General features: G+C 72.0%; 19 protein-coding genes. 14 read left to right on the plus strand and 5 right to left on the minus strand.

What is annotated here, in order from left to right:
• Positions 1 to 93: 93 nt before the first annotated feature.
• The 4 genes from pstS (at position 94) to pstB (ending at position 4,171) form a co-directional block, all read left to right on the plus strand.
• Positions 94 to 1,227, plus strand: coding sequence for a phosphate ABC transporter substrate-binding protein PstS (gene pstS / locus VR894_RS00845; RefSeq protein ID WP_324649403.1), 1,134 nt, complete (start codon positions 94 to 96; stop codon positions 1,225 to 1,227).
• Positions 1,228 to 1,319: 92 nt separating this feature from the next.
• Positions 1,320 to 2,300: a phosphate ABC transporter permease subunit PstC gene (gene pstC, locus VR894_RS00850; RefSeq protein WP_324649404.1), complete on the plus strand. Its 981-nt coding sequence runs from the start codon at positions 1,320 to 1,322 to the stop codon at positions 2,298 to 2,300.
• 2 nt (positions 2,301 to 2,302) lie between these two features.
• Positions 2,303 to 3,340, plus strand: a complete 1,038-nt coding sequence (pstA, locus tag VR894_RS00855) for a phosphate ABC transporter permease PstA (RefSeq protein ID WP_324649405.1) — start codon at positions 2,303 to 2,305, stop codon at positions 3,338 to 3,340.
• 51 nt (positions 3,341 to 3,391) lie between these two features.
• Entirely contained in the window at positions 3,392 to 4,171 is a 780-nt protein-coding gene (gene pstB, locus VR894_RS00860) for a phosphate ABC transporter ATP-binding protein PstB (RefSeq protein WP_324649406.1), read from the plus strand.
• 76 nt (positions 4,172 to 4,247) lie between these two features.
• On the opposite strand, the gene VR894_RS00865 is transcribed toward pstB, so the two are convergent.
• Both VR894_RS00865 and VR894_RS00870 read right to left on the minus strand, forming a co-directional pair.
• Positions 4,248 to 4,679, minus strand: coding sequence for a septum formation family protein (locus tag VR894_RS00865; protein WP_324649407.1), 432 nt, complete (start codon positions 4,677 to 4,679; stop codon positions 4,248 to 4,250).
• A 252-nt stretch (positions 4,680 to 4,931) separates the two neighbouring features.
• Positions 4,932 to 5,606 (minus strand): response regulator transcription factor, encoded by a 675-nt coding sequence (locus VR894_RS00870; protein ID WP_324649408.1) that lies wholly within the window; start codon positions 5,604 to 5,606, stop codon positions 4,932 to 4,934.
• Positions 5,607 to 5,740: 134 nt separating this feature from the next.
• Here VR894_RS00870 and VR894_RS00875 point away from each other — a divergent pair, with 134 nt between their 5' ends.
• From VR894_RS00875 to dtd, 6 genes are read left to right on the plus strand one after another with little or no spacing between them, the layout of a single operon-like run.
• Positions 5,741 to 6,463, plus strand: coding sequence for a hypothetical protein (locus tag VR894_RS00875; RefSeq protein WP_324649409.1), 723 nt, complete (start codon positions 5,741 to 5,743; stop codon positions 6,461 to 6,463).
• 24 nt (positions 6,464 to 6,487) lie between these two features.
• Complete coding sequence (locus tag VR894_RS00880) at positions 6,488 to 7,090, plus strand: FABP family protein (RefSeq protein ID WP_324649410.1); 603 nt, start codon at positions 6,488 to 6,490, stop codon at positions 7,088 to 7,090.
• A complete protein-coding gene (locus VR894_RS00885) occupies positions 7,087 to 8,187 on the plus strand; it encodes a folate-binding protein (RefSeq protein ID WP_324649411.1) in 1,101 nt (366 codons plus the stop codon). The genes VR894_RS00880 and VR894_RS00885 overlap by 4 nt, the downstream gene beginning before the upstream one ends.
• 4 nt (positions 8,188 to 8,191) lie before the next feature.
• Positions 8,192 to 9,307 carry an FUSC family protein gene (locus VR894_RS00890; RefSeq protein WP_324649412.1) on the plus strand — a complete coding sequence of 372 codons (1,116 nt, stop codon included), beginning with the start codon at positions 8,192 to 8,194 and terminating at the stop codon, positions 9,305 to 9,307.
• A 49-nt stretch (positions 9,308 to 9,356) separates the two neighbouring features.
• The gene (locus VR894_RS00895; RefSeq protein WP_324649413.1) at positions 9,357 to 9,677 is read left to right on the plus strand and encodes a DUF2516 family protein; all 321 of its coding nucleotides are present in this window, start codon (positions 9,357 to 9,359) and stop codon (positions 9,675 to 9,677) included.
• Complete coding sequence (gene dtd / locus VR894_RS00900; RefSeq protein ID WP_324649414.1) at positions 9,674 to 10,099, plus strand: D-aminoacyl-tRNA deacylase; 426 nt, start codon at positions 9,674 to 9,676, stop codon at positions 10,097 to 10,099. The genes VR894_RS00895 and dtd overlap by 4 nt, the downstream gene beginning before the upstream one ends.
• Positions 10,100 to 10,116: 17 nt before the next feature.
• Here dtd and VR894_RS00905 read toward each other — a convergent pair whose 3' ends face one another.
• Positions 10,117 to 10,632, minus strand: coding sequence for an O-acetyl-ADP-ribose deacetylase (locus VR894_RS00905; RefSeq protein WP_324649415.1), 516 nt, complete (start codon positions 10,630 to 10,632; stop codon positions 10,117 to 10,119).
• Between the two features lie 217 nt (positions 10,633 to 10,849).
• On the opposite strand from VR894_RS00905, the gene VR894_RS00910 reads away from it, so the two are divergent.
• Positions 10,850 to 13,426: an ATP-dependent Clp protease ATP-binding subunit gene (locus VR894_RS00910; RefSeq protein WP_324649416.1), complete on the plus strand. Its 2,577-nt coding sequence runs from the start codon at positions 10,850 to 10,852 to the stop codon at positions 13,424 to 13,426.
• A 183-nt stretch (positions 13,427 to 13,609) separates the two neighbouring features.
• The gene (locus VR894_RS00915) at positions 13,610 to 13,813 is read left to right on the plus strand and encodes a cold-shock protein (RefSeq protein ID WP_324649417.1); all 204 of its coding nucleotides are present in this window, start codon (positions 13,610 to 13,612) and stop codon (positions 13,811 to 13,813) included.
• 76 nt (positions 13,814 to 13,889) lie between these two features.
• Here VR894_RS00915 and VR894_RS00920 read toward each other — a convergent pair whose 3' ends face one another.
• Complete coding sequence (locus VR894_RS00920) at positions 13,890 to 14,777, minus strand: phenylalanine 4-monooxygenase (protein ID WP_324649418.1); 888 nt, start codon at positions 14,775 to 14,777, stop codon at positions 13,890 to 13,892.
• A gap of 139 nt (positions 14,778 to 14,916) precedes the next feature.
• On the opposite strand from VR894_RS00920, the gene VR894_RS00925 reads away from it, so the two are divergent.
• Both VR894_RS00925 and VR894_RS00930 read left to right on the plus strand, forming a co-directional pair.
• Entirely contained in the window at positions 14,917 to 15,087 is a 171-nt protein-coding gene (locus VR894_RS00925) for a CsbD family protein (protein WP_324649419.1), read from the plus strand.
• Between the two features lie 125 nt (positions 15,088 to 15,212).
• On the plus strand, positions 15,213 to 15,713 hold the full coding sequence (locus VR894_RS00930; RefSeq protein ID WP_324649420.1) for a sigma-70 family RNA polymerase sigma factor: 501 nt from the start codon (positions 15,213 to 15,215) through the stop codon (positions 15,711 to 15,713).
• Positions 15,714 to 15,862: 149 nt separating this feature from the next.
• Here VR894_RS00930 and VR894_RS00935 read toward each other — a convergent pair whose 3' ends face one another.
• A complete protein-coding gene (locus VR894_RS00935) occupies positions 15,863 to 16,411 on the minus strand; it encodes an NUDIX hydrolase (protein ID WP_324649421.1) in 549 nt (182 codons plus the stop codon).
• Positions 16,412 to 16,479: the final 68 nt, after the last annotated feature.

Below are 16,479 nucleotides of genomic sequence, written 5' to 3' on the forward strand. Positions count from 1 at the left end.
ACCGTCCGCCCGCCGGCGCGACACCTGCGCTTCCTACCGTCAGTGACGGCCACCGGGTCCCCCCGGCCCTCCACTCGACAGGATGGATTTGACGTGAAGCTTGCAGGTAGCCGCCGTCTGGCGGGAATTGCCGCGATGAGCGCCCTTGCGCTCACCCTCGCGGGCTGCGGAACCGACTCCTCCGCCGAGGACAACGACACCACCACCGGCACCGACTCGGGCGGCTCCGCGCTGTCCGGCTCCATCGCCGGCTCGGGCGCGAGCTCGCAGGAAGCCGCCGTGCAGGGCTGGATCGCCGGGTTCATGGACCAGAACCCCGACGTCAGCGTGACCTACGACCCGACCGGCTCCGGCACCGGACGCGAGCAGTTCCTCAACGGCACCGTCGTCTTCGCCGGGTCCGACGCCGCGATGGACGAGGAGGAGCTCGAGCAGGGCGCCGAGCGCTGCTTCGACGGTGAGGTCATCGAGCTGCCCCTCTACATCAGCCCGATCGCCGTCGCCTACAACCTGCCCTCGGTCGACGCCGAGCACATCAACATGGACCCGGAGACGATCGCCGGGATCTTCATGGGTGAGATCACCAGCTGGGACGACCCGGCGATCGCCGACGCCAACCCCGACGTCGAGCTGCCCGACCTGCCGATCACGCCGGTCAACCGCTCCGACGACTCCGGCACCACCGAGAACTTCACCGAGTACCTCTCCGAGGCCGCTGGTGACGTGTGGACCCACGGGCCCGTCGAGACCTGGCCGATCTCCGGCACGCAGTCCGGCGCCCAGACCTCCGGTGTGGTCGGCGTCATCGAGGGCGCCGAGGGCGCCATCGGCTACCTCGACGCCTCCCGCGTCGAGGAGGGGATGGGCACCGTCGCCGTCGGGGTCGGCGACGAGTACGTGCCCTTCTCCCCGGAGGCGGCCGCGGCCATCGTCGACAACTCGCCGGCCACCGAGGACGCCACCGACCTGCGCCTGACCATCGACCTCGCGCGGGACACCACCGAGGCGGGCACCTACCCGATCGTGCTCATCTCCTACTCGATCGCCTGCTCGCAGTACGACGACGAGGCCGACGCGGCGAACGTCAAGGCCTACCTCGAGTACGTCGCCAGCCCCGAGGGCCAGGACCGGGCCGCCCAGCCGGACGTCGCCGGCTCCGCCCCGATCTCCGACGACCTGCGCCAGCGGGTCCAGGCAGCCCTCGACCAGATCACGGTGGCCGGCTGACCGGCTAGCCTGACGGGCGGGTCGGTGCTTCCCTGAGGGCACCGACCCGCCCGACGCACGTCCATCGCCCGATCGATCCTGCCGGAGGCCTCGTGGCACCCGCCGCACCGCCCACCTCCACACCTGCCGCCGCGGACCTCCGCACCGGCCGCACGCCGGGCAGACTCGGCAACCGCGTCTTCGCCGGAGTCTCCACCGGCGCCGGCGTGGTCATCCTCGTCGTCCTCGCCGCCGTCGCGATCTTCCTGCTCTACCGCGCATGGCCGGCGCTCGTCGCCACGCGCGAGGAGCTCGCCGACGTCGGCTTCATGCAGGGACGCAGCCTGTGGGGCTATGTCACACCGCTGCTCTTCGGCACGGTGCTCTCCTCGGTGATCGCGCTCGTCGTCGCGGTCCCGCTGAGCATCGGCATCGCGCTGTTCATCTCCCACTACGCGCCCCGCCGGCTGGCGCAGGGCCTGGGCTACCTCGTCGACCTGCTCGCCGCGATCCCCTCGGTCATCTACGGGCTGTGGGGCATCCAGTGGCTGCAGCCGACGATCGACCCGCTCTTCGGCTGGTTGAGCGAGCGGCTCGGCTGGATCCCGCTGTTCGCCGACTACCAGGCGCCGGCGCGGAACATCCTCACCGCCGGTCTCGTCCTGGCGATCATGATCCTGCCGATCATCACCGCGACGATCCGCGAGGTGTTCCTCCAGACGCCGCGGCTCCACGAGGAGGCGTCCCTCGCGCTGGGCGCCACGCGCTGGGAGATGATCCGCCAGGCGGTGCTGCCCTTCGGCCGCTCCGGGATCATCTCCGCCGCGATGCTCGGCATGGGCCGCGCGCTCGGGGAGACGATGGCGGTGCTCATGGTGCTCTCGCCCGGCTTCCTCATCAACCTCTACCTCCTGCAGCCCGGGCAGCACCAGTCGATCGCGGCGAACATCGCGGCGCAGCTGCCCGAGGCGAGCGGGATGGGCGTGGACGTGCTCATCGCCACCGGCCTCATCCTCTTCGTCCTCACCTTCGGGGTGAACCTCGTCGCGCGGTGGGTCATCGCGCGACGCGCCGAGTTCTCAGGAGCGAACTGACGATGACCACCGCCGCTCTCCACCAGGTCCGCCGGCTGCCCTCCTGGGCGCCCTGGGCCGTCCTCGCCGCCTCCGCCGCCGTCGCCGTCGCGGTGCTCGCCCTCGTCACCGAGCCCACGCTCGCCGGCGTGGCCTTCCTCACCGCCCTCATCCACGCCCCGGCCGTCACCGCGATCTCCTGGCAGGTCGAGGGCGCCCGCTGGGCGAAGGACCGGCTGGCCACGACGCTCGTGACGACGGCGTTCATCATCGCCATGGTCCCGCTCGTCACCCTCGTCTGGACCGTCGTCGCCGGCGGCGTGCGGGCCTTCAGCTGGGAGTTCCTCACCACCGACATGGTGGGCATCTTCGGCCAGATGACCGAGGGCGGCGCCTACCACGCGATCATCGGCACGGTCTACGTCACCGGGATCGCCTCGCTCATCGCGATCCCGCTGGGCATCTTCACCGCCATCTACCTCGTCGAGTACGGCAGCGGACGGATCAAGCGCGGCATCACCGTGCTCGTCGACGTCATGACCGGGATCCCCTCGATCGTCGCCGGCCTGTTCGCCTTCACCCTCTTCCTCGTGCTCTTCGGGCCGGCGTACAAGTCGGCGCTCATCGGAGGTATCGCACTGGCCGTGCTCATGACGCCGGTCGTCGTGCGCTCGGTGGAGGAGATGCTGCGCCTCGTGCCCAACGAGCTGCGGGAGGCGGCCTACGCCCTCGGGGTGCCGAAGTGGCTGACCATCGTCAAGGTCGTCCTCCGGACCGCGATCGCCGGCATCACCACCGGCGTGATGATCGCGATCGCCCGGGTCATCGGCGAGACCGCGCCGCTGCTCATCACGGTCGGCATCGCCAACGCGGTGAACTACGACGCCTTCGACGGGCGCATCGCGACCCTGCCCGTGTACGTCTACCGGCAGTACGCGCAGGGCGGCGCGAGCGAGTACCGTGCCTGGGCCGGTGCGCTCACGCTCATCATCATCGTCATGCTGCTCAACCTGCTCGCCCGCCTGGTGAGCAGGTACTTCTCGCCCAAGGGAGCGCGCTGATGCCCTCGCCGCGCCACTCCCGCCCGACCGTTCGACCCTCAAGGACCGCCCATGTCTAAGCGCATCGACGTCAAGGACCTCAACGTCTACTACGGGGACTTCCTCGCCGTCGAGGACGTCAACATGGTCATCGAGCCCCGGTCCGTCACGGCCCTCATCGGTCCCTCCGGCTGCGGCAAGTCGACCTTCCTCCGCACCCTCAACCGCATGCACGAGGTCATCCCCGGGGCCTACGTCAAGGGCCAGGCGCTCATGGACGGCCAGGACCTCTACGCCGACGGCGTCGACCCCGTCGAGGTGCGGCGCCAGGTGGGCATGGTCTTCCAGCGCCCCAACCCCTTCCCGACGATGTCCATCGCGGACAACGTGCTCGCCGGGGTCAAGCTCAACAACCGCCGGATGTCCCGGTCGGACGCCGAGGGGCTGGTCGAGCGCGCCCTGCGGGGCGCGAACCTCTGGGAGGAGGTCAAGGACCGCCTCGACCGGCCGGGCTCCTCGATCTCCGGTGGGCAGCAGCAGCGGCTGTGCATCGCGCGCGCGATCGCGGTCCAGCCGCAGGTGCTCCTCATGGACGAGCCCTGCTCGGCGCTCGACCCGATCTCGACGCTGGCCATCGAGGACCTCATCTCCGAGCTCAAGGCCGAGTACACGATCGTCATCGTCACCCACAACATGCAGCAGGCCGCCCGGGTGTCCGACACGACCGGCTTCTTCAACATCGCCGGCACCGGCAAGCCCGGTCGCCTCATCGAGATGGACTCCACCGAGCAGATGTTCTCCGCGCCACGGAACAAGGCGACCGAGGACTACATCTCCGGCCGCTTCGGCTGAGCTGAGAGGCGGTGCGCGTGCGCACCACGGACAACGCCCCGGGAGCCGTCTCCCGGGGCGTTCGTCGTGCGTTGGCTCAGATCTTGGCGCCCTCGAGGGACTCCGTCATCGGCTCGTCGGTGACGACGATGCACAGGGTGGTGCGGTCGTCGGCGTCGTTCCAGCTCTGCTCCGACGGGTGCAGCATGGTGAAGAAGAGCTCGGACTCCAGGTAGGGGACGCCGATGAACTTCTCGAACTCGGCGGTGCAGGTCTCCTCGGACTCCGCCTCGACGGCGTCCTGTCCCGGGAAGTCGTCGCCGGAGAAGACGTGCTCGCCGAAGATCTCGGCGTCGTGCTCCTCCGAGCAGTCGACGGTCGCGGCGGAGCTGACCTCGTCGCCCTGGAGGTCGCTCTGGTTGAGGCAGTCGCCGACCTCCAGGTCGAGCACGGAGTCCGCCGTGCAACCAGCCGCGCCGACGAGGGCGAGGGCGGCCGCAGCAGCAGGGACAAGACGGCGCAAGGACATGGTCTACCTCCGGTAGATGACGGGGAAGGGTGACCTCCGGGGTAGAAGGCCGGGCCAACCTTAGCGAAGCGCGCGAGGGTCGACGGACACCGGCGGGTAGCCGCACCGCTGCTGTGCGGGGCTGAGGCGACGCCGGACCGCGAAGCGCCAGTCGGCGCGAAGGCCGCTCTTGGCGGCTTGTGTTGGAGCCCGGGGCTTTCACGACCCGGCGTCGCACTGTCCATCGTAGGGCAGTGCCGTCGCCGCGTCCTGTCAGTCGACGGTCGGGCGCAGCACGAATCGGTAGCCGACGTTGCGGACCGTGCCGATGAGCTGGTCGTGCTCCGCGCCGAGCTTCGCCCGCAGGCGCCGGATGTGGACGTCGACGGTGCGGGTGCCGCCGTAGTAGTCGTAGCCCCACACCTCGTCGAGCAGCTGCGCGCGGGTGAGCACCCGGCCCGGGTGCTGCGCCAGATGCCGCAGCAGCTCGAACTCCTTGTACGTGAGGTTGAGGACCTGGCCACGCACGCGGGCGGAGTACCCGGCGGTGTCGATGACGAGCTCGCCGACCTCGAGGACGTCGGTGGTGGGCGCCTCGGCCGGGGGAAGGGAGGTGAGGAGCCGGATGCGGGCCTCGACCTCGGCGGGTCCGGCGGTGGTGAGGACGATGTCCGTGCACCCCCACGCCGGGGTCACCGCGGCGAGGCCGCCCTCGGTGAGCACGAGCAGCAGCGGGAGCTGCAGACCCGTGCTCCTGGCCAGCTGGCACAGGGCGCGCGCGGCGGCGAGCTCCTGGCGCCCGTCGACGACGACGACCTCCGCGTCGGGCTCGACGAGCGAGTCGGCGGCGAGGGGGAGGGCGCGGACGCGGTGGTCCAGCAGGGTGAGCGAGGGCAGCACGTCCACCGAGCCGGTCGTTTCCCGGGTCAGGACGACAAGAGTGGCCATCGCACCTCTTCCTGGTCGGTGACACTGTAGTGGGGGTCGGCCGCCCTCGGTGACGGTGTCATCTGCCAGACTCGGGGGGTGCCGCACCGATCTGCCGTCCCGTCGCGCCGTGACCACGCCGGGGCCACGCCGTGATGGGGGCCTCCACCCGGGCAGTGGTCACGGCCGTGCTCGCCGCTGCGCTCGCGGTCGGCGCCATGTGGCACTGGCCGGTGCTCGTCGTCGTCGCGGCGCTCGTCGGGGTCGTGGCGGGCGGCTGGCCGCGACTGATCTCGCTGCCGGTCACCGTCGGCCCGGGTGTGGTCATCGCGCTGTGCGGGCTCGGCGCGCTCGCCGTCGTCGTCCTCACCGAGTCCGTGGACGGGGTGGCCGTCGTCCTCGGCCTGGCGGTGGCCGCCGCGTTCGTCCAGGAGATGCTCCGCCGCGACGGCCGGCCGCGGCTGGTGGAGTCCGTCGCCGGGACCGTCACCGGCTCCGTCGTCGCCGCCTCCGCGGCGATGTGGCCGGCGCTCGGCGCCACCCGTCCCGCGACCGCCGTCGTCGTCACGGCCGCAGCGGCCCTCGCGGCCGGCGCGATCTGCACGGTCCCGCCGCTGCGCGCCCAGGTCGTCTCGCCCCTCGCCATGGTCGTCGCCGGAGGAGCGGGTCTGGTCGCCGGTCTCGTCCTCCCGGCCGTGGGGCCGCTGGTGGGCGTGGCCACCGGCCTGGTCGCCGGCATCCTCACCTCCACCGTCCATCTCGTCCTCGGCCGCTTCCCCTCCTCCACCCGTCCGCTGCCCGCCCTGGCGGCAGCCGCGCTGCCCCCGATGCTCGCCGGGGCGCCGACCTTCATGCTCGGCAGCCTCCTGCTCGCCTGAGCGTCGACCGCGTAGCATCGGGACATGGCCACCTTCACCCTTCCCGAGGGCCTGGCCCCGGAGGTCTACCCGCTCGCCTGGCTCGTCGGCTCGTGGCGCGGCTACGGCGTCCTGGCCTACCCGGGGATCCCCGAGCAGCCCTTCGTCCACGAGATGAGCTTCGACCACGACGGCGGCCCCTACCTGCGGTGCACGAGCACGCTGTGGTCGGTGGACGCGGAACGCTCCTCCTCCGTCCCGCAGGAGACGGCGGGCGCCGCGGGCGCGGACCTCCTCGGGAAGGCCGAGGTGTGGGCGACCGAGTCCGCGTACTGGCGGTCCGTCCCGCGGGGGCCGGAGCAGGCGAACGACGGCGCACCCGCCGCCCAGCGGCAGACCGACATCGAGGTGCTCGTCGCCCAGCCCACCGGCCACGTCGCCGTCTACGTCGGCAACGTCCGCAGCGCCCGGATCGACCTGGTGAGCGACGCCGTCGTCCGCACGGCCAGCGCCGCCGAGATGACCGCGGGCCGCCGGATGTACGGGCTCGTCCAGGGCGAGCTCATGTGGGTGGAGGAGCTCGCGGCGTTCGGCCACGAGCTGCAGTCCTACGCCTCCGGGCGGCTGAGCAGGCAGGAGCAGGCATGAGCCCCAGCCCGCTCCTCGCCCGCCCCGGCGCCGTCGCTGCGGGTGGACCCGACTCCGGGGTCGCGCTGCACTACGGTCAGCCCGCCCAGGAGCAGCGCGCCCTCGAGGCCGGGCAGGGCGTCGTCGACCTCTCCCACCTCGGCGTGGTCACCGTCACCGGCCCGGACCGGCTGAGCTGGCTCAACACCCTGAGCACCCAGCTCCTGCTCGACCTGGCCCCCGGCCAGTCCGGCGAGCTGCTCCTGCTCGACCCCCACGGCCGGATCGAGCACGCGGCCGCCGTCGCCGACGACGGGGAGCGCAGCTGGCTCGTCACCGAGGCCGGGCACGTGGGCGGCCTCGTCGACTTCCTCGAGCGCATGCGGTTCATGCTGCGGGTGGAGGTCGCCGACGTCACCGGGCGCACGGCCGTCGTCGGCACGTACGCCGACGCCTGGCAGGCCGTGGCGGCCACCCCCGGCCACGTCCTCACGTGGCGCGACCCGTGGCCCGCGACGGCGCCCGGCGGCACGAGCTACGGACCACCGGACGCGGAGCACCCCGGACGCGACCTCCACCGTGCGCTCGGCCTCGTCGACCGGGCACGGCTGGCGGAGACCGTGGACGCCACGGGGCTGCGGCTCGCCGGGACCTGGGCGTGGGAGGCGCTGCGCGTGGAGGCGTGGCGCCCGCGGCTGGGCCGGGAGGTCGACGACCGTGCCATCCCCCACGAGCTCGACTGGCTGCGCACCGGCGTCCACCTCGAGAAGGGCTGCTACCGCGGGCAGGAGACGGTCGCGCGGGTGTACAACCTCGGCCGACCGCCGCGCCGCCTCGTGATGCTGCACCTGGACGGCTCGGAGCACCTGACCCCCGAGCCGGGGGCACGGGTGCTGCACGGCGACCGGGACGTCGGTGTCGTCACCACCGTCGTCCGGCACGCCGAGCTCGGCCCGCTCGCCCTCGCCCTCGTCAAGCGCTCGCTGCCCGCGGACGCCCAGCTCGTGGTGGACGACATCGCGGCGGCCCAGGAGATCATCGTCCCGGTGTCCGGTGAGGCCGTCGGCCGACCGGTGGAGCGGCCGGGCGCCGAGCTGCGCCGGCGGCCACGCGGCTGACGCCGTGAGCGAGCCCCGCGCCGGCTCCGAGCGCCTCGACCTGCGCCGGCTGCTGGTCCTGGTGCGGCAGCGGCTGCGGGGCGGACGTCGCCGGGTGCGGGCGGCAGCGGTGCCGGTGGTCACGGCCGCGGTGGCGGCCGGACTGGCGTGGGCGGTCGCCTTCTACGTGCTCGGGCACTCCCAGCCGTTCTTCGCCCCCGTCGCCGCGTGGGTGTGCCTGGGGTTCAGCGCGGACCGTGAGGTCCGCAAGGTGGCCGAGCTCGCCATCGGGGTGAGCCTGGGCGTGGCGCTGGGGGAGCTGGTCGCCTACTTCCTCAGGACGGGCGTGTTCCAGATCATGTTCGTCATCGTCGTCGGTGCGCTGCTCGCGCGGTTCGTCGACCGCGGGCAGATGCTCACCATCCAGGCGGGGGTCCAGGGGATCGTCATCGTCGCGCTCCCGGTGGCGGCGATCGACGGGCCGACCGGCCGGTGGACCGACGCCCTGGTGGGTGGGTCCTTCGCGCTGCTCGTCGCGGTGCTCACGCCCCACGACGCCCGGCGGCGGGCCCGTCAGCTGGCCGGCGCGAGTCTCAGCGACCTCTCACAGATGCTCGAGACGCTCGCCAAGGGCCTGCGGGACGGGGACCCGGAGCGCATGCGCGACGCCCTCGCGCTGGGACGCAGCACCCAGGGCTCGCTCGACGACTGGGCCTCGGTCGTGCGGAACGCCCTGCAGTCGGCGCGGATCTCGCCGGCGGCACGCAGCTACCTGCCCGAGCTCTCCCGCCTCCAGCGGGCGAGCACGCTGGCCGACCGCGCGATGCGCAACGCCCGGGTCATCGCCCGCCGCGGGCACGCGGCGGTCGAGCAGGGTGTCGCCGACGACCGGGTGGCCGACGCCCTGGACGCCCTGGCCGTCGCGGCGCGCAGGCTGGGTGAGGCGCTGGGCGCCGGCAGGAACACCGCGGACGCCGCCCAGGTGCTCGCCCTCGTCACGTCCGAGCTGGACCCCGACGACGTCCAGAGCGGGGGCTGGCAGCTGCAGACCCTCGTCATCCTCATGCGCTCCCTGACGATCGACCTCCTGCAGGCCGCCGGCCTCAGCGCCGAGGAGGCCAACCACCTCCTCGACCCCTGACGCCCGGCGGTCCGGGCGCCGAGGCGGCCGGCGTCGCTAGACTCGGCGGGTGCTCATCGGCTCCCTGCAGTTCTACCTGTTCCTGCTGCTCGCGCTCGCGGCCTTCGTCGTGGAGGTGTGGGCGCTGGTGCACGCCCTGCGGCAGCCCGCCGCCGCCTTCACCTACGCCGGCAAGCGCACGAAGAACTTCTGGACACTCGTCCTGGCTGTCAACGTCGCACTGGGCTTCGTCGCCCTGCCGCCCTTCGGGCCCCTCTCCGGCGGTTTCCTCTCGATCATCCTCGTCATCCCCGCCGCGGTCTACCTCACCGACGTCAAGCCGGCGGTCAGCGGGTTCGGGCGCGGTCGACGAGGTGGCGGCGGCTGGTGAGGACGGTCCTCCAGCGGGTCGACGGGGCCGCGGTCCACGTCGCCGGCGAGCAGGTCGGTGGGTTCACCGGCACAGGGCTCGTGGCCCTCGTCGGCGTCACCCACGACGACGGGCCCGCCGAGGTGGAGACGACCGCCCGCAAGATCGCCGACCTGCGCATCCTGCGCGAGGAGCGGTCGGTGCTCGACGAGGACGCCCCCGTCCTCGTCATCTCCCAGTTCACCCTCCACGCCGACGTCCGCAAGGGGAGGCGTCCCTCGTGGAACGCGGCCGCCCCGGCGGACGTCGCCGAGCCGGTGGTCGACGCCGTCGTCGCCGCCCTGCGGGAGCGGGGTGTGCGGGTGGAGACCGGCCGCTTCGGCGCGGACATGCGGGTGTCCCTCGTGAACGACGGCCCGGTGACGATCGTCCTGGACGTCTGACGCGTCGGCGCGCTGCGTCAGGCGGCGTCGTCGAGCGCGAACGTGAACGCGCGCAGCACGTCCTCGCCGAAGAGCACGAACCGCACGAGCTCGACGTCACCGGACCAGCCCCGCACCGCGTCCACCGCCACCCTGGCGACCTCGGCGGGGTCCCAGCCGTAGACGCCGGCGCTGATCGCGGGGAAGGCGACGGTGCGTGCGCTGACGGCGTCGGCGACGTCCAGCGCGCTGGTGAAGCAGGCGGCGAGCAGCGCCGGGTCGGTCTCCCCGCGGTGCCGGTTCGGTCCCACCGTGTGGATGACCCAGCGGGCGGGGAGGTCGTGGCCGGCGGTGGGGACGGACTGCCCCACGGGGAGGCCGTCGGGCAGCTCGGTGCGGCGCAGCTCCATGCACTCCTCGAGCAGCCCCGGCCCCGCTGCCCGGTGGATCGCCCCGTCGACCCCGCCTCCGCCCATGAGGGAGGAGTTGGCGGCGTTGACGATCGCGTCGACGTCCTGGCTGGTGATGTCGCCCTGTACGGCCTCGATGCGCATGGGTCCATCGTGCCCGGCCCGGGCCTCGGCACAAGCCCGCCCCCGCCGTCGTTGTGGACGACGGCGGGGCCACCCGGCGGGCGCGGCCCTCTGTGGAGGGGGACGATGGAGTCACGCCCCTGGCGAACACAGGCAGGTTCGCGCGCCTCCCGCAGTTAGCCTTGACGAACGCTGCCCGGCTGGGAGCACCCGGCCACGCTGCCTCGAAGGAGCCCTGATGTTCGAGAGATTCACCGACCGAGCCCGTCGGGTGATCGTCCTTGCCCAAGAAGAGGCGCGGATGCTCAACCACAACTACATCGGGACCGAGCACATCCTGCTCGGCCTCATCCACGAGGGCGAGGGCGTCGCCGCCAAGGCGCTGGAGTCCCTCGACATCTCGCTCGAGGGTGTGCGGCAGCAGGTCACCGAGATCATCGGTGAGGGCCAGCAGGCTCCGGGCGGGCACATCCCCTTCACGCCCCGGGCGAAGAAGGTGCTGGAGCTCTCGCTGCGCGAGGCCCTCCAGCTCGGCCACAACTACATCGGCACGGAGCACATCCTGCTCGGCCTCATCCGTGAGGGTGAGGGTGTCGCGGCGCAGGTGCTCAACAAGCTCGGCGCCGACCTCAACCGGGTCCGCCAGCAGGTCATCCAGCTGCTCTCCGGCTACCAGGGCAAGGAGGCCGTCGCCGCCGGCGGCCCCGCCGAGGGCCAGCCGTCCGGGTCCGCGGTCCTCGACCAGTTCGGCCGCAACCTCACCCAGGCCGCGCGCGAGGGCAAGCTCGACCCCGTCATCGGGCGCGAGCAGCCCATCGAGCGCGTCATGCAGGTGCTCTCGCGGCGCACGAAGAACAACCCCGTCCTCATCGGCGAGCCCGGTGTCGGCAAGACGGCCGTCGTCGAGGGCCTGGCCCAGGCGATCGTGCGCGGCGACGTGCCCGAGACGCTGCGGGACAAGCAGCTCTACACCCTCGACCTCGGGTCCCTCGTCGCGGGGTCCCGCTACCGCGGTGACTTCGAGGAGCGGCTGAAGAAGGTCCTCAAGGAGATCCGCACCCGCGGCGACATCGTCCTGTTCATCGACGAGATCCACACCCTCGTCGGTGCCGGTGCGGCCGAGGGCGCGATCGACGCCGCGAGCATCCTCAAGCCGATGCTCGCCCGCGGTGAGCTCCAGACCATCGGTGCCACCACGCTGGACGAGTACCGCAAGCACATCGAGAAGGACGCCGCGCTCGAGCGCCGCTTCCAGCCGATCCTCGTCGACGAGCCGAGCGTCGCCCACACCATCGAGATCCTCAAGGGCCTGCGCGACCGGTACGAGGCGCACCACCGCGTCTCGATCAACGACGAGGCGCTCATCGCCGCCGCGACCCTGGCCGACCGCTACGTCTCCGACCGGTTCCTGCCGGACAAGGCGATCGACCTCATCGACGAGGCGGGCGCGCGCCTGCGCATCCGCCGGATGACCGCCCCGCCGGAACTGCGGGAGCTCGACGAGCAGATCTCCGAGGTCCGCCGCGAGAAGGAGTCGGCGATCGACGACCAGGACTTCGAGAAGGCCGCCTCCCTGCGCGACGACGAGAAGCAGCTCGGCGCCCGCCGCATCGAGCGCGAGAAGGCCTGGAAGGCCGGCGACCTCGACACGGTGGCGGAGGTGGACGAGGACCTCATCGCCGAGGTGCTGGCGATGTCGACCGGGATCCCGGTCTTCAAGCTCACCGAGGAGGAGTCCTCCAAGCTGCTGCACATGGAGGAGGAGCTCCACAAGCGGATCGTCGGCCAGGAGGCCGCGATCTCGGCGCTCTCCCAGGCGATCCGGCGCACCCGCGCCGGCCTCAAGGACCCGAAGCGGCCGGGTGGCTCGTTCATCTTCGCCGGCCCCACCGGCGTCGGGAAGACCGAGCTGGCCAAGGCGCTGGCGGAGTTCCTCTTCGGCGACGAGGACGCGCTCATCCAGCTCGACATGAGCGAGTTCTCCGAGAAGCACACCGTCTCGCGGCTCTTCGGCTCGCCTCCCGGCTACGTCGGGTACGAGGAGGGCGGCCAGCTCACCGAGAAGGTCCGCCGTCGTCCGTTCTCCGTCGTGCTGTTCGACGAGGTGGAGAAGGCGCACGCCGACATCTTCAACTCGCTGCTGCAGATCCTCGAGGACGGCCGGCTCACCGACGCCCAGGGCCGGGTGGTGAACTTCAAGAACACCATCATCATCATGACGACGAACCTCGGGACGCGGGACATCGCCAAGGGCGTGCAGACCGGCTTCCAGGCCAGCGGCGAGCTCTCCAACGACTACGAGCGGATGAAGACGAAGGTCAACGAGGAGCTCAAGCAGCACTTCCGGCCCGAGTTCCTCAACCGGGTGGACGACACGATCGTCTTCCCGCAGCTCACGCAGGAGCAGATCGTCCAGATCGTCGACCTCATGATCGCCCAGCTCGACGAGCGCATGCGCAACCAGGGCATGGCGATCCGGCTGACCGACGCGGCCAAGCTGCTGCTGGCCGAACGGGGCTACGACCCCGTCCTCGGTGCCCGGCCGCTGCGTCGTGCGATCCAGCGTGAGATCGAGGACCAGCTCTCGGAGAAGATCCTCTACGGCCACATCCACGCCGGTCAGACCATCGAGGTGGACGCCGAGGGTGAGGGTCTGCTCGGGGAGTTCACCTTCCGCGGGCTCGACGAGGGTGCGATCACGCCGCCGGAGCCGGTGGGTGTCAGTGGCTCGACCACGGTCGAGCAACGGCAGATGCCGACCGCCCCCGCGGGCGGCGGTGCCGGCGGCGGCGGACAGCTGCAGCCCGGCGCCTGACCACGACGCCACCAGGGCCCGGCGACCTCTCGCAGGTCGCCGGGCCCTGTGGCGTCCTCCGGCCGTCGAGGGACCGTTTCTGGGACAAGTTCGCGTCCGTGTCGACGGATGACGTCCGGTACGGCTATGCTGATCTCAGCCCCGGCATCGGTCCGGGGCGTTTTGGTATCGAGGAGTTCGGCAATGGCAACAGGCACCGTGAAGTGGTTCAACGGCGAGAAGGGCTTCGGCTTCATCGCTCCCGACGGCGGAGGTGCGGATGTCTTCGTCCACTACTCGGCCATCGCATCGAGCGGATACCGCTCGCTGGATGAGGACCAGAAGGTCGAGTTCGAGACCACCCAGGGCCCGAAGGGCCCCCAGGCGGAGAACGTCCGCCCCCTCTGAGTCTTAGCGCGTCCTCTGCCGCGGCCGTCCCTCACGGGATGGTCGCGGCAGAGTCGTCTCCGGGACCGGTCGACCGCTACGCCGCCTGGGCCGCCAGCCGGGCCGGGGTCTCGTCGTCGAAGTCGGCGAAGAAGCCGCCGACCCGGTCGGTGAGCTCGCCCAGCCCGTCGCAGGCGAAGAGGACCGGCTGGTAGTGGGTGATGTCGTACTCCTGTGTCGCCATGGCATGGAAGTCCACCGGCCGGATGTCGGCGCCACGGAACTCCTCGATCTCACCGTAGGAGGACAGCAGTCCCGCACCGTAGGCGCGCAGCTCGCCCTCTTCCCGCATGACGCCGAACTCGATGGTGAACCAGAAGACGTCGGCGACGTACTGCAGGCCCGCCTCGGTCTCACAGCGCTGCGCGGCGAGCCCGGCCTGGCGCTTGACCTCGGCGATGCCCGGGTGGCCGAGGAGGTTCCCGTGTCCGATGACCTCGTGGATGATGTCCGGCTCGGGGGTGTACAGCGGCTGGGAGTGGTGTCGCAGGTACTGCGTGGAGTGGAAGACGCGGTCACCGAGCGAGCCGTAGAAGACGTCGAGCGGCACCAGCCCCGCCGCCGGGTGCAGGGTGAACCCGCTGAGCCGCCGGAGGGTCGCGCTGACCTCGTCCAGCTGCGGTACGTGGTCCGTGGGGAGCCCCAGGGCCTCCTTGCCCTCGAGGAAGGCGCGCACCGCCAGGCGCTCGTGCTTGGGTGCGAGCTCGCGCGACACCTCGGCCCAGATCGCGTTCTCCTGCTCGGTGTACTCCACCTGCGGGACCGGGTCGCCCGGGCGCCAGCGGTGTGCCGGGCCGGCGATCTCCTCGCGCCGTCGCCGGTACTCGGCGTCGGCGACACCGGGGTGGTCGGGGGCCAGGTGCACCTCGACGGTGCCGTCCGCCCGGTCGGTGACAGGTGAGTAGAGCTGTGCCTCCTCGAACATCTTCCCTTTGTACTCCCGTCCATCATGTGAGACAAGGGGGTGGCCGGGGGCCCTGAGCTCGCCGTGCGACCGTGCAGGAGCGCGCCTAGGGTGGATCTCGGCGGGGCCGACCTCGGCCCCGATGACGGAAGGGGCTCACATGGGCACTGACGACAAGATCGCGAACTCCACCGAGAAGACCTCGGGCAAGATCAAGGAGGCCGTCGGCGACGCGACCGACGACAGGGACCTCCAGGCCGAGGGCCAGAAGGACCAGACCACGGGCAGCCTCAAGCAGGCGGCCGAGAACGTCAAGGACGCCTTCAAGTAGAACCAGGCGACCTCGAACGCCCCGCAGGAGTCGATCCTGCGGGGCGTTTGCCGTGTCCTGCGCGGTGGTCCCTCCTGTGCCGTGCAAGATCGAGGCAGGTGGCGACACAGGCAGGGCGGTGGGATGTGCCCACCACGACGGAAGGGGTGCCGGTGCGCGACGACGCGTGGTTCGACACCCTCTACCGTGACCACGCGACCGCCGTCCACCGCTACTTCGTGCGTCGTGCACCGACCGACGACGCGGAGGACCTCGCCGCCGAGGTGCTCGCCACCGCGTGGCGCCGCCGGGCCGACGTCCCCGCCGACGCGGTGCTGCCGTGGCTCTACCGCACCGCGGGGTTCGTGCTCGCCAACCACCGACGCAAGCGTGTCCCGCTTCCCGTCGAGCAGCTCCCCGACGGGCCCGACGACGACGGCGACCCGGCACTGGCGGCGGTGGCCGACGACGAGGTGCGCGTCGCCCTGGCGGCCCTGAGCGAGCGCGACCGGCAGATCCTCGTGCTCCACGCGTGGGAGGGGCTCGGCGGCGGCGAGCTCGCAGCGGTCCTGGGCATCTCCCGCGGGGGAGCGGACGCGGCGCTCTCGCGCGCCCGGGCACGACTCGCGGCGGCCTGGCCGGACTGACCGGCGCTGCCCGCCGCCGTCGTCGTCCCGTCTCCTGCGCCGAGAGCGGGATTGTTGCGGGATGTCCGCCGTCGTCGTCCCGTCTCCTGCGCCGAGAGCGGGATTGTTGTGAATCCCGCTCTCGGCGTGACGTGGGGAGGAAGGGTTGATCAGCCGAGGCGCTGCCGGGCGAGGGCGACGAGCTCCAGCATGTCGGGCTCCGGCTCGGGCAGACCGTCCACCGGCCACCACGCGACGTCGAGCGACTCGGCGGAGGTCGCGTGCGCGGCCCCCGCCGGGGCGGTCGCGACGAACCGGACGTCGAGGTGCGTGACCCCGCCCCGGGGGTCGCAGAACGGCACCGGGTGCGCGCTGAGCTGGACCGGGACCGGGTCGAGGACGAGACCGGCGACGCCCGACTCCTCGGTCGCCTCGCGCAGCGCCGCGCCGGTCAGCGAGGTGTCGCCGGGCTCGACGTGCCCGCCGAGCTGGAACCACCGCCGTGCCTTGCGGTGCAGCGTGAGCAGCACACTGCTCCGGTCGGCCGAGACGACGAGCGTGCTCGCCGTCAGGTGGTCGGGGTAGCACTCGCGCAGCACGCCCTGCGGCTCGGCCTCGAGGTGCGCGACGTAGCGGGCCCGGAGGGCGGACTGTGTCGGCGTGGGCGCTCGCCACCCCGCGAGCACGGCGAGGGCGGAGGAGTGCAGGGCGGAGGGCATGACCCCAGCCTGCCACCCCCGGCCGTGCAAGATACGCACCCGCCGACACACAAGCGGGGTAGGAACCA

Source organism: Georgenia sp. H159, from assembly GCF_035607575.1.
GTDB lineage: Bacteria > Actinomycetota > Actinomycetes > Actinomycetales > Actinomycetaceae > Oceanitalea.

Bases quoted from the DNA above. Each gene is read 5' to 3' on its own strand.
- pstA (WP_324649405.1), top strand. From the start codon at position 2,303: ATGACCACCGCCGCTCTCCACCAGGTCCGCCGGCTGCCCTCCTGGGCG.
- pstB (WP_324649406.1), top strand. From the start codon at position 3,392: ATGTCTAAGCGCATCGACGTCAAGGACCTCAACGTCTACTACGGGGAC.
- VR894_RS00865 (WP_324649407.1), bottom strand. From the start codon at position 4,679: ATGTCCTTGCGCCGTCTTGTCCCTGCTGCTGCGGCCGCCCTCGCCCTC.
- VR894_RS00870 (WP_324649408.1), bottom strand. From the start codon at position 5,606: ATGGCCACTCTTGTCGTCCTGACCCGGGAAACGACCGGCTCGGTGGAC.
- VR894_RS00875 (WP_324649409.1), top strand. From the start codon at position 5,741: ATGGGGGCCTCCACCCGGGCAGTGGTCACGGCCGTGCTCGCCGCTGCG.
- VR894_RS00880 (WP_324649410.1), top strand. From the start codon at position 6,488: ATGGCCACCTTCACCCTTCCCGAGGGCCTGGCCCCGGAGGTCTACCCG.
- VR894_RS00885 (WP_324649411.1), top strand. From the start codon at position 7,087: ATGAGCCCCAGCCCGCTCCTCGCCCGCCCCGGCGCCGTCGCTGCGGGT.
- VR894_RS00905 (WP_324649415.1), bottom strand. From the start codon at position 10,632: ATGCGCATCGAGGCCGTACAGGGCGACATCACCAGCCAGGACGTCGAC.
- VR894_RS00910 (WP_324649416.1), top strand. From the start codon at position 10,850: ATGTTCGAGAGATTCACCGACCGAGCCCGTCGGGTGATCGTCCTTGCC.
- VR894_RS00915 (WP_324649417.1), top strand. From the start codon at position 13,610: ATGGCAACAGGCACCGTGAAGTGGTTCAACGGCGAGAAGGGCTTCGGC.
- VR894_RS00920 (WP_324649418.1), bottom strand. From the start codon at position 14,777: ATGTTCGAGGAGGCACAGCTCTACTCACCTGTCACCGACCGGGCGGAC.
- VR894_RS00925 (WP_324649419.1), top strand. From the start codon at position 14,917: ATGGGCACTGACGACAAGATCGCGAACTCCACCGAGAAGACCTCGGGC.
- VR894_RS00935 (WP_324649421.1), bottom strand. From the start codon at position 16,411: ATGCCCTCCGCCCTGCACTCCTCCGCCCTCGCCGTGCTCGCGGGGTGG.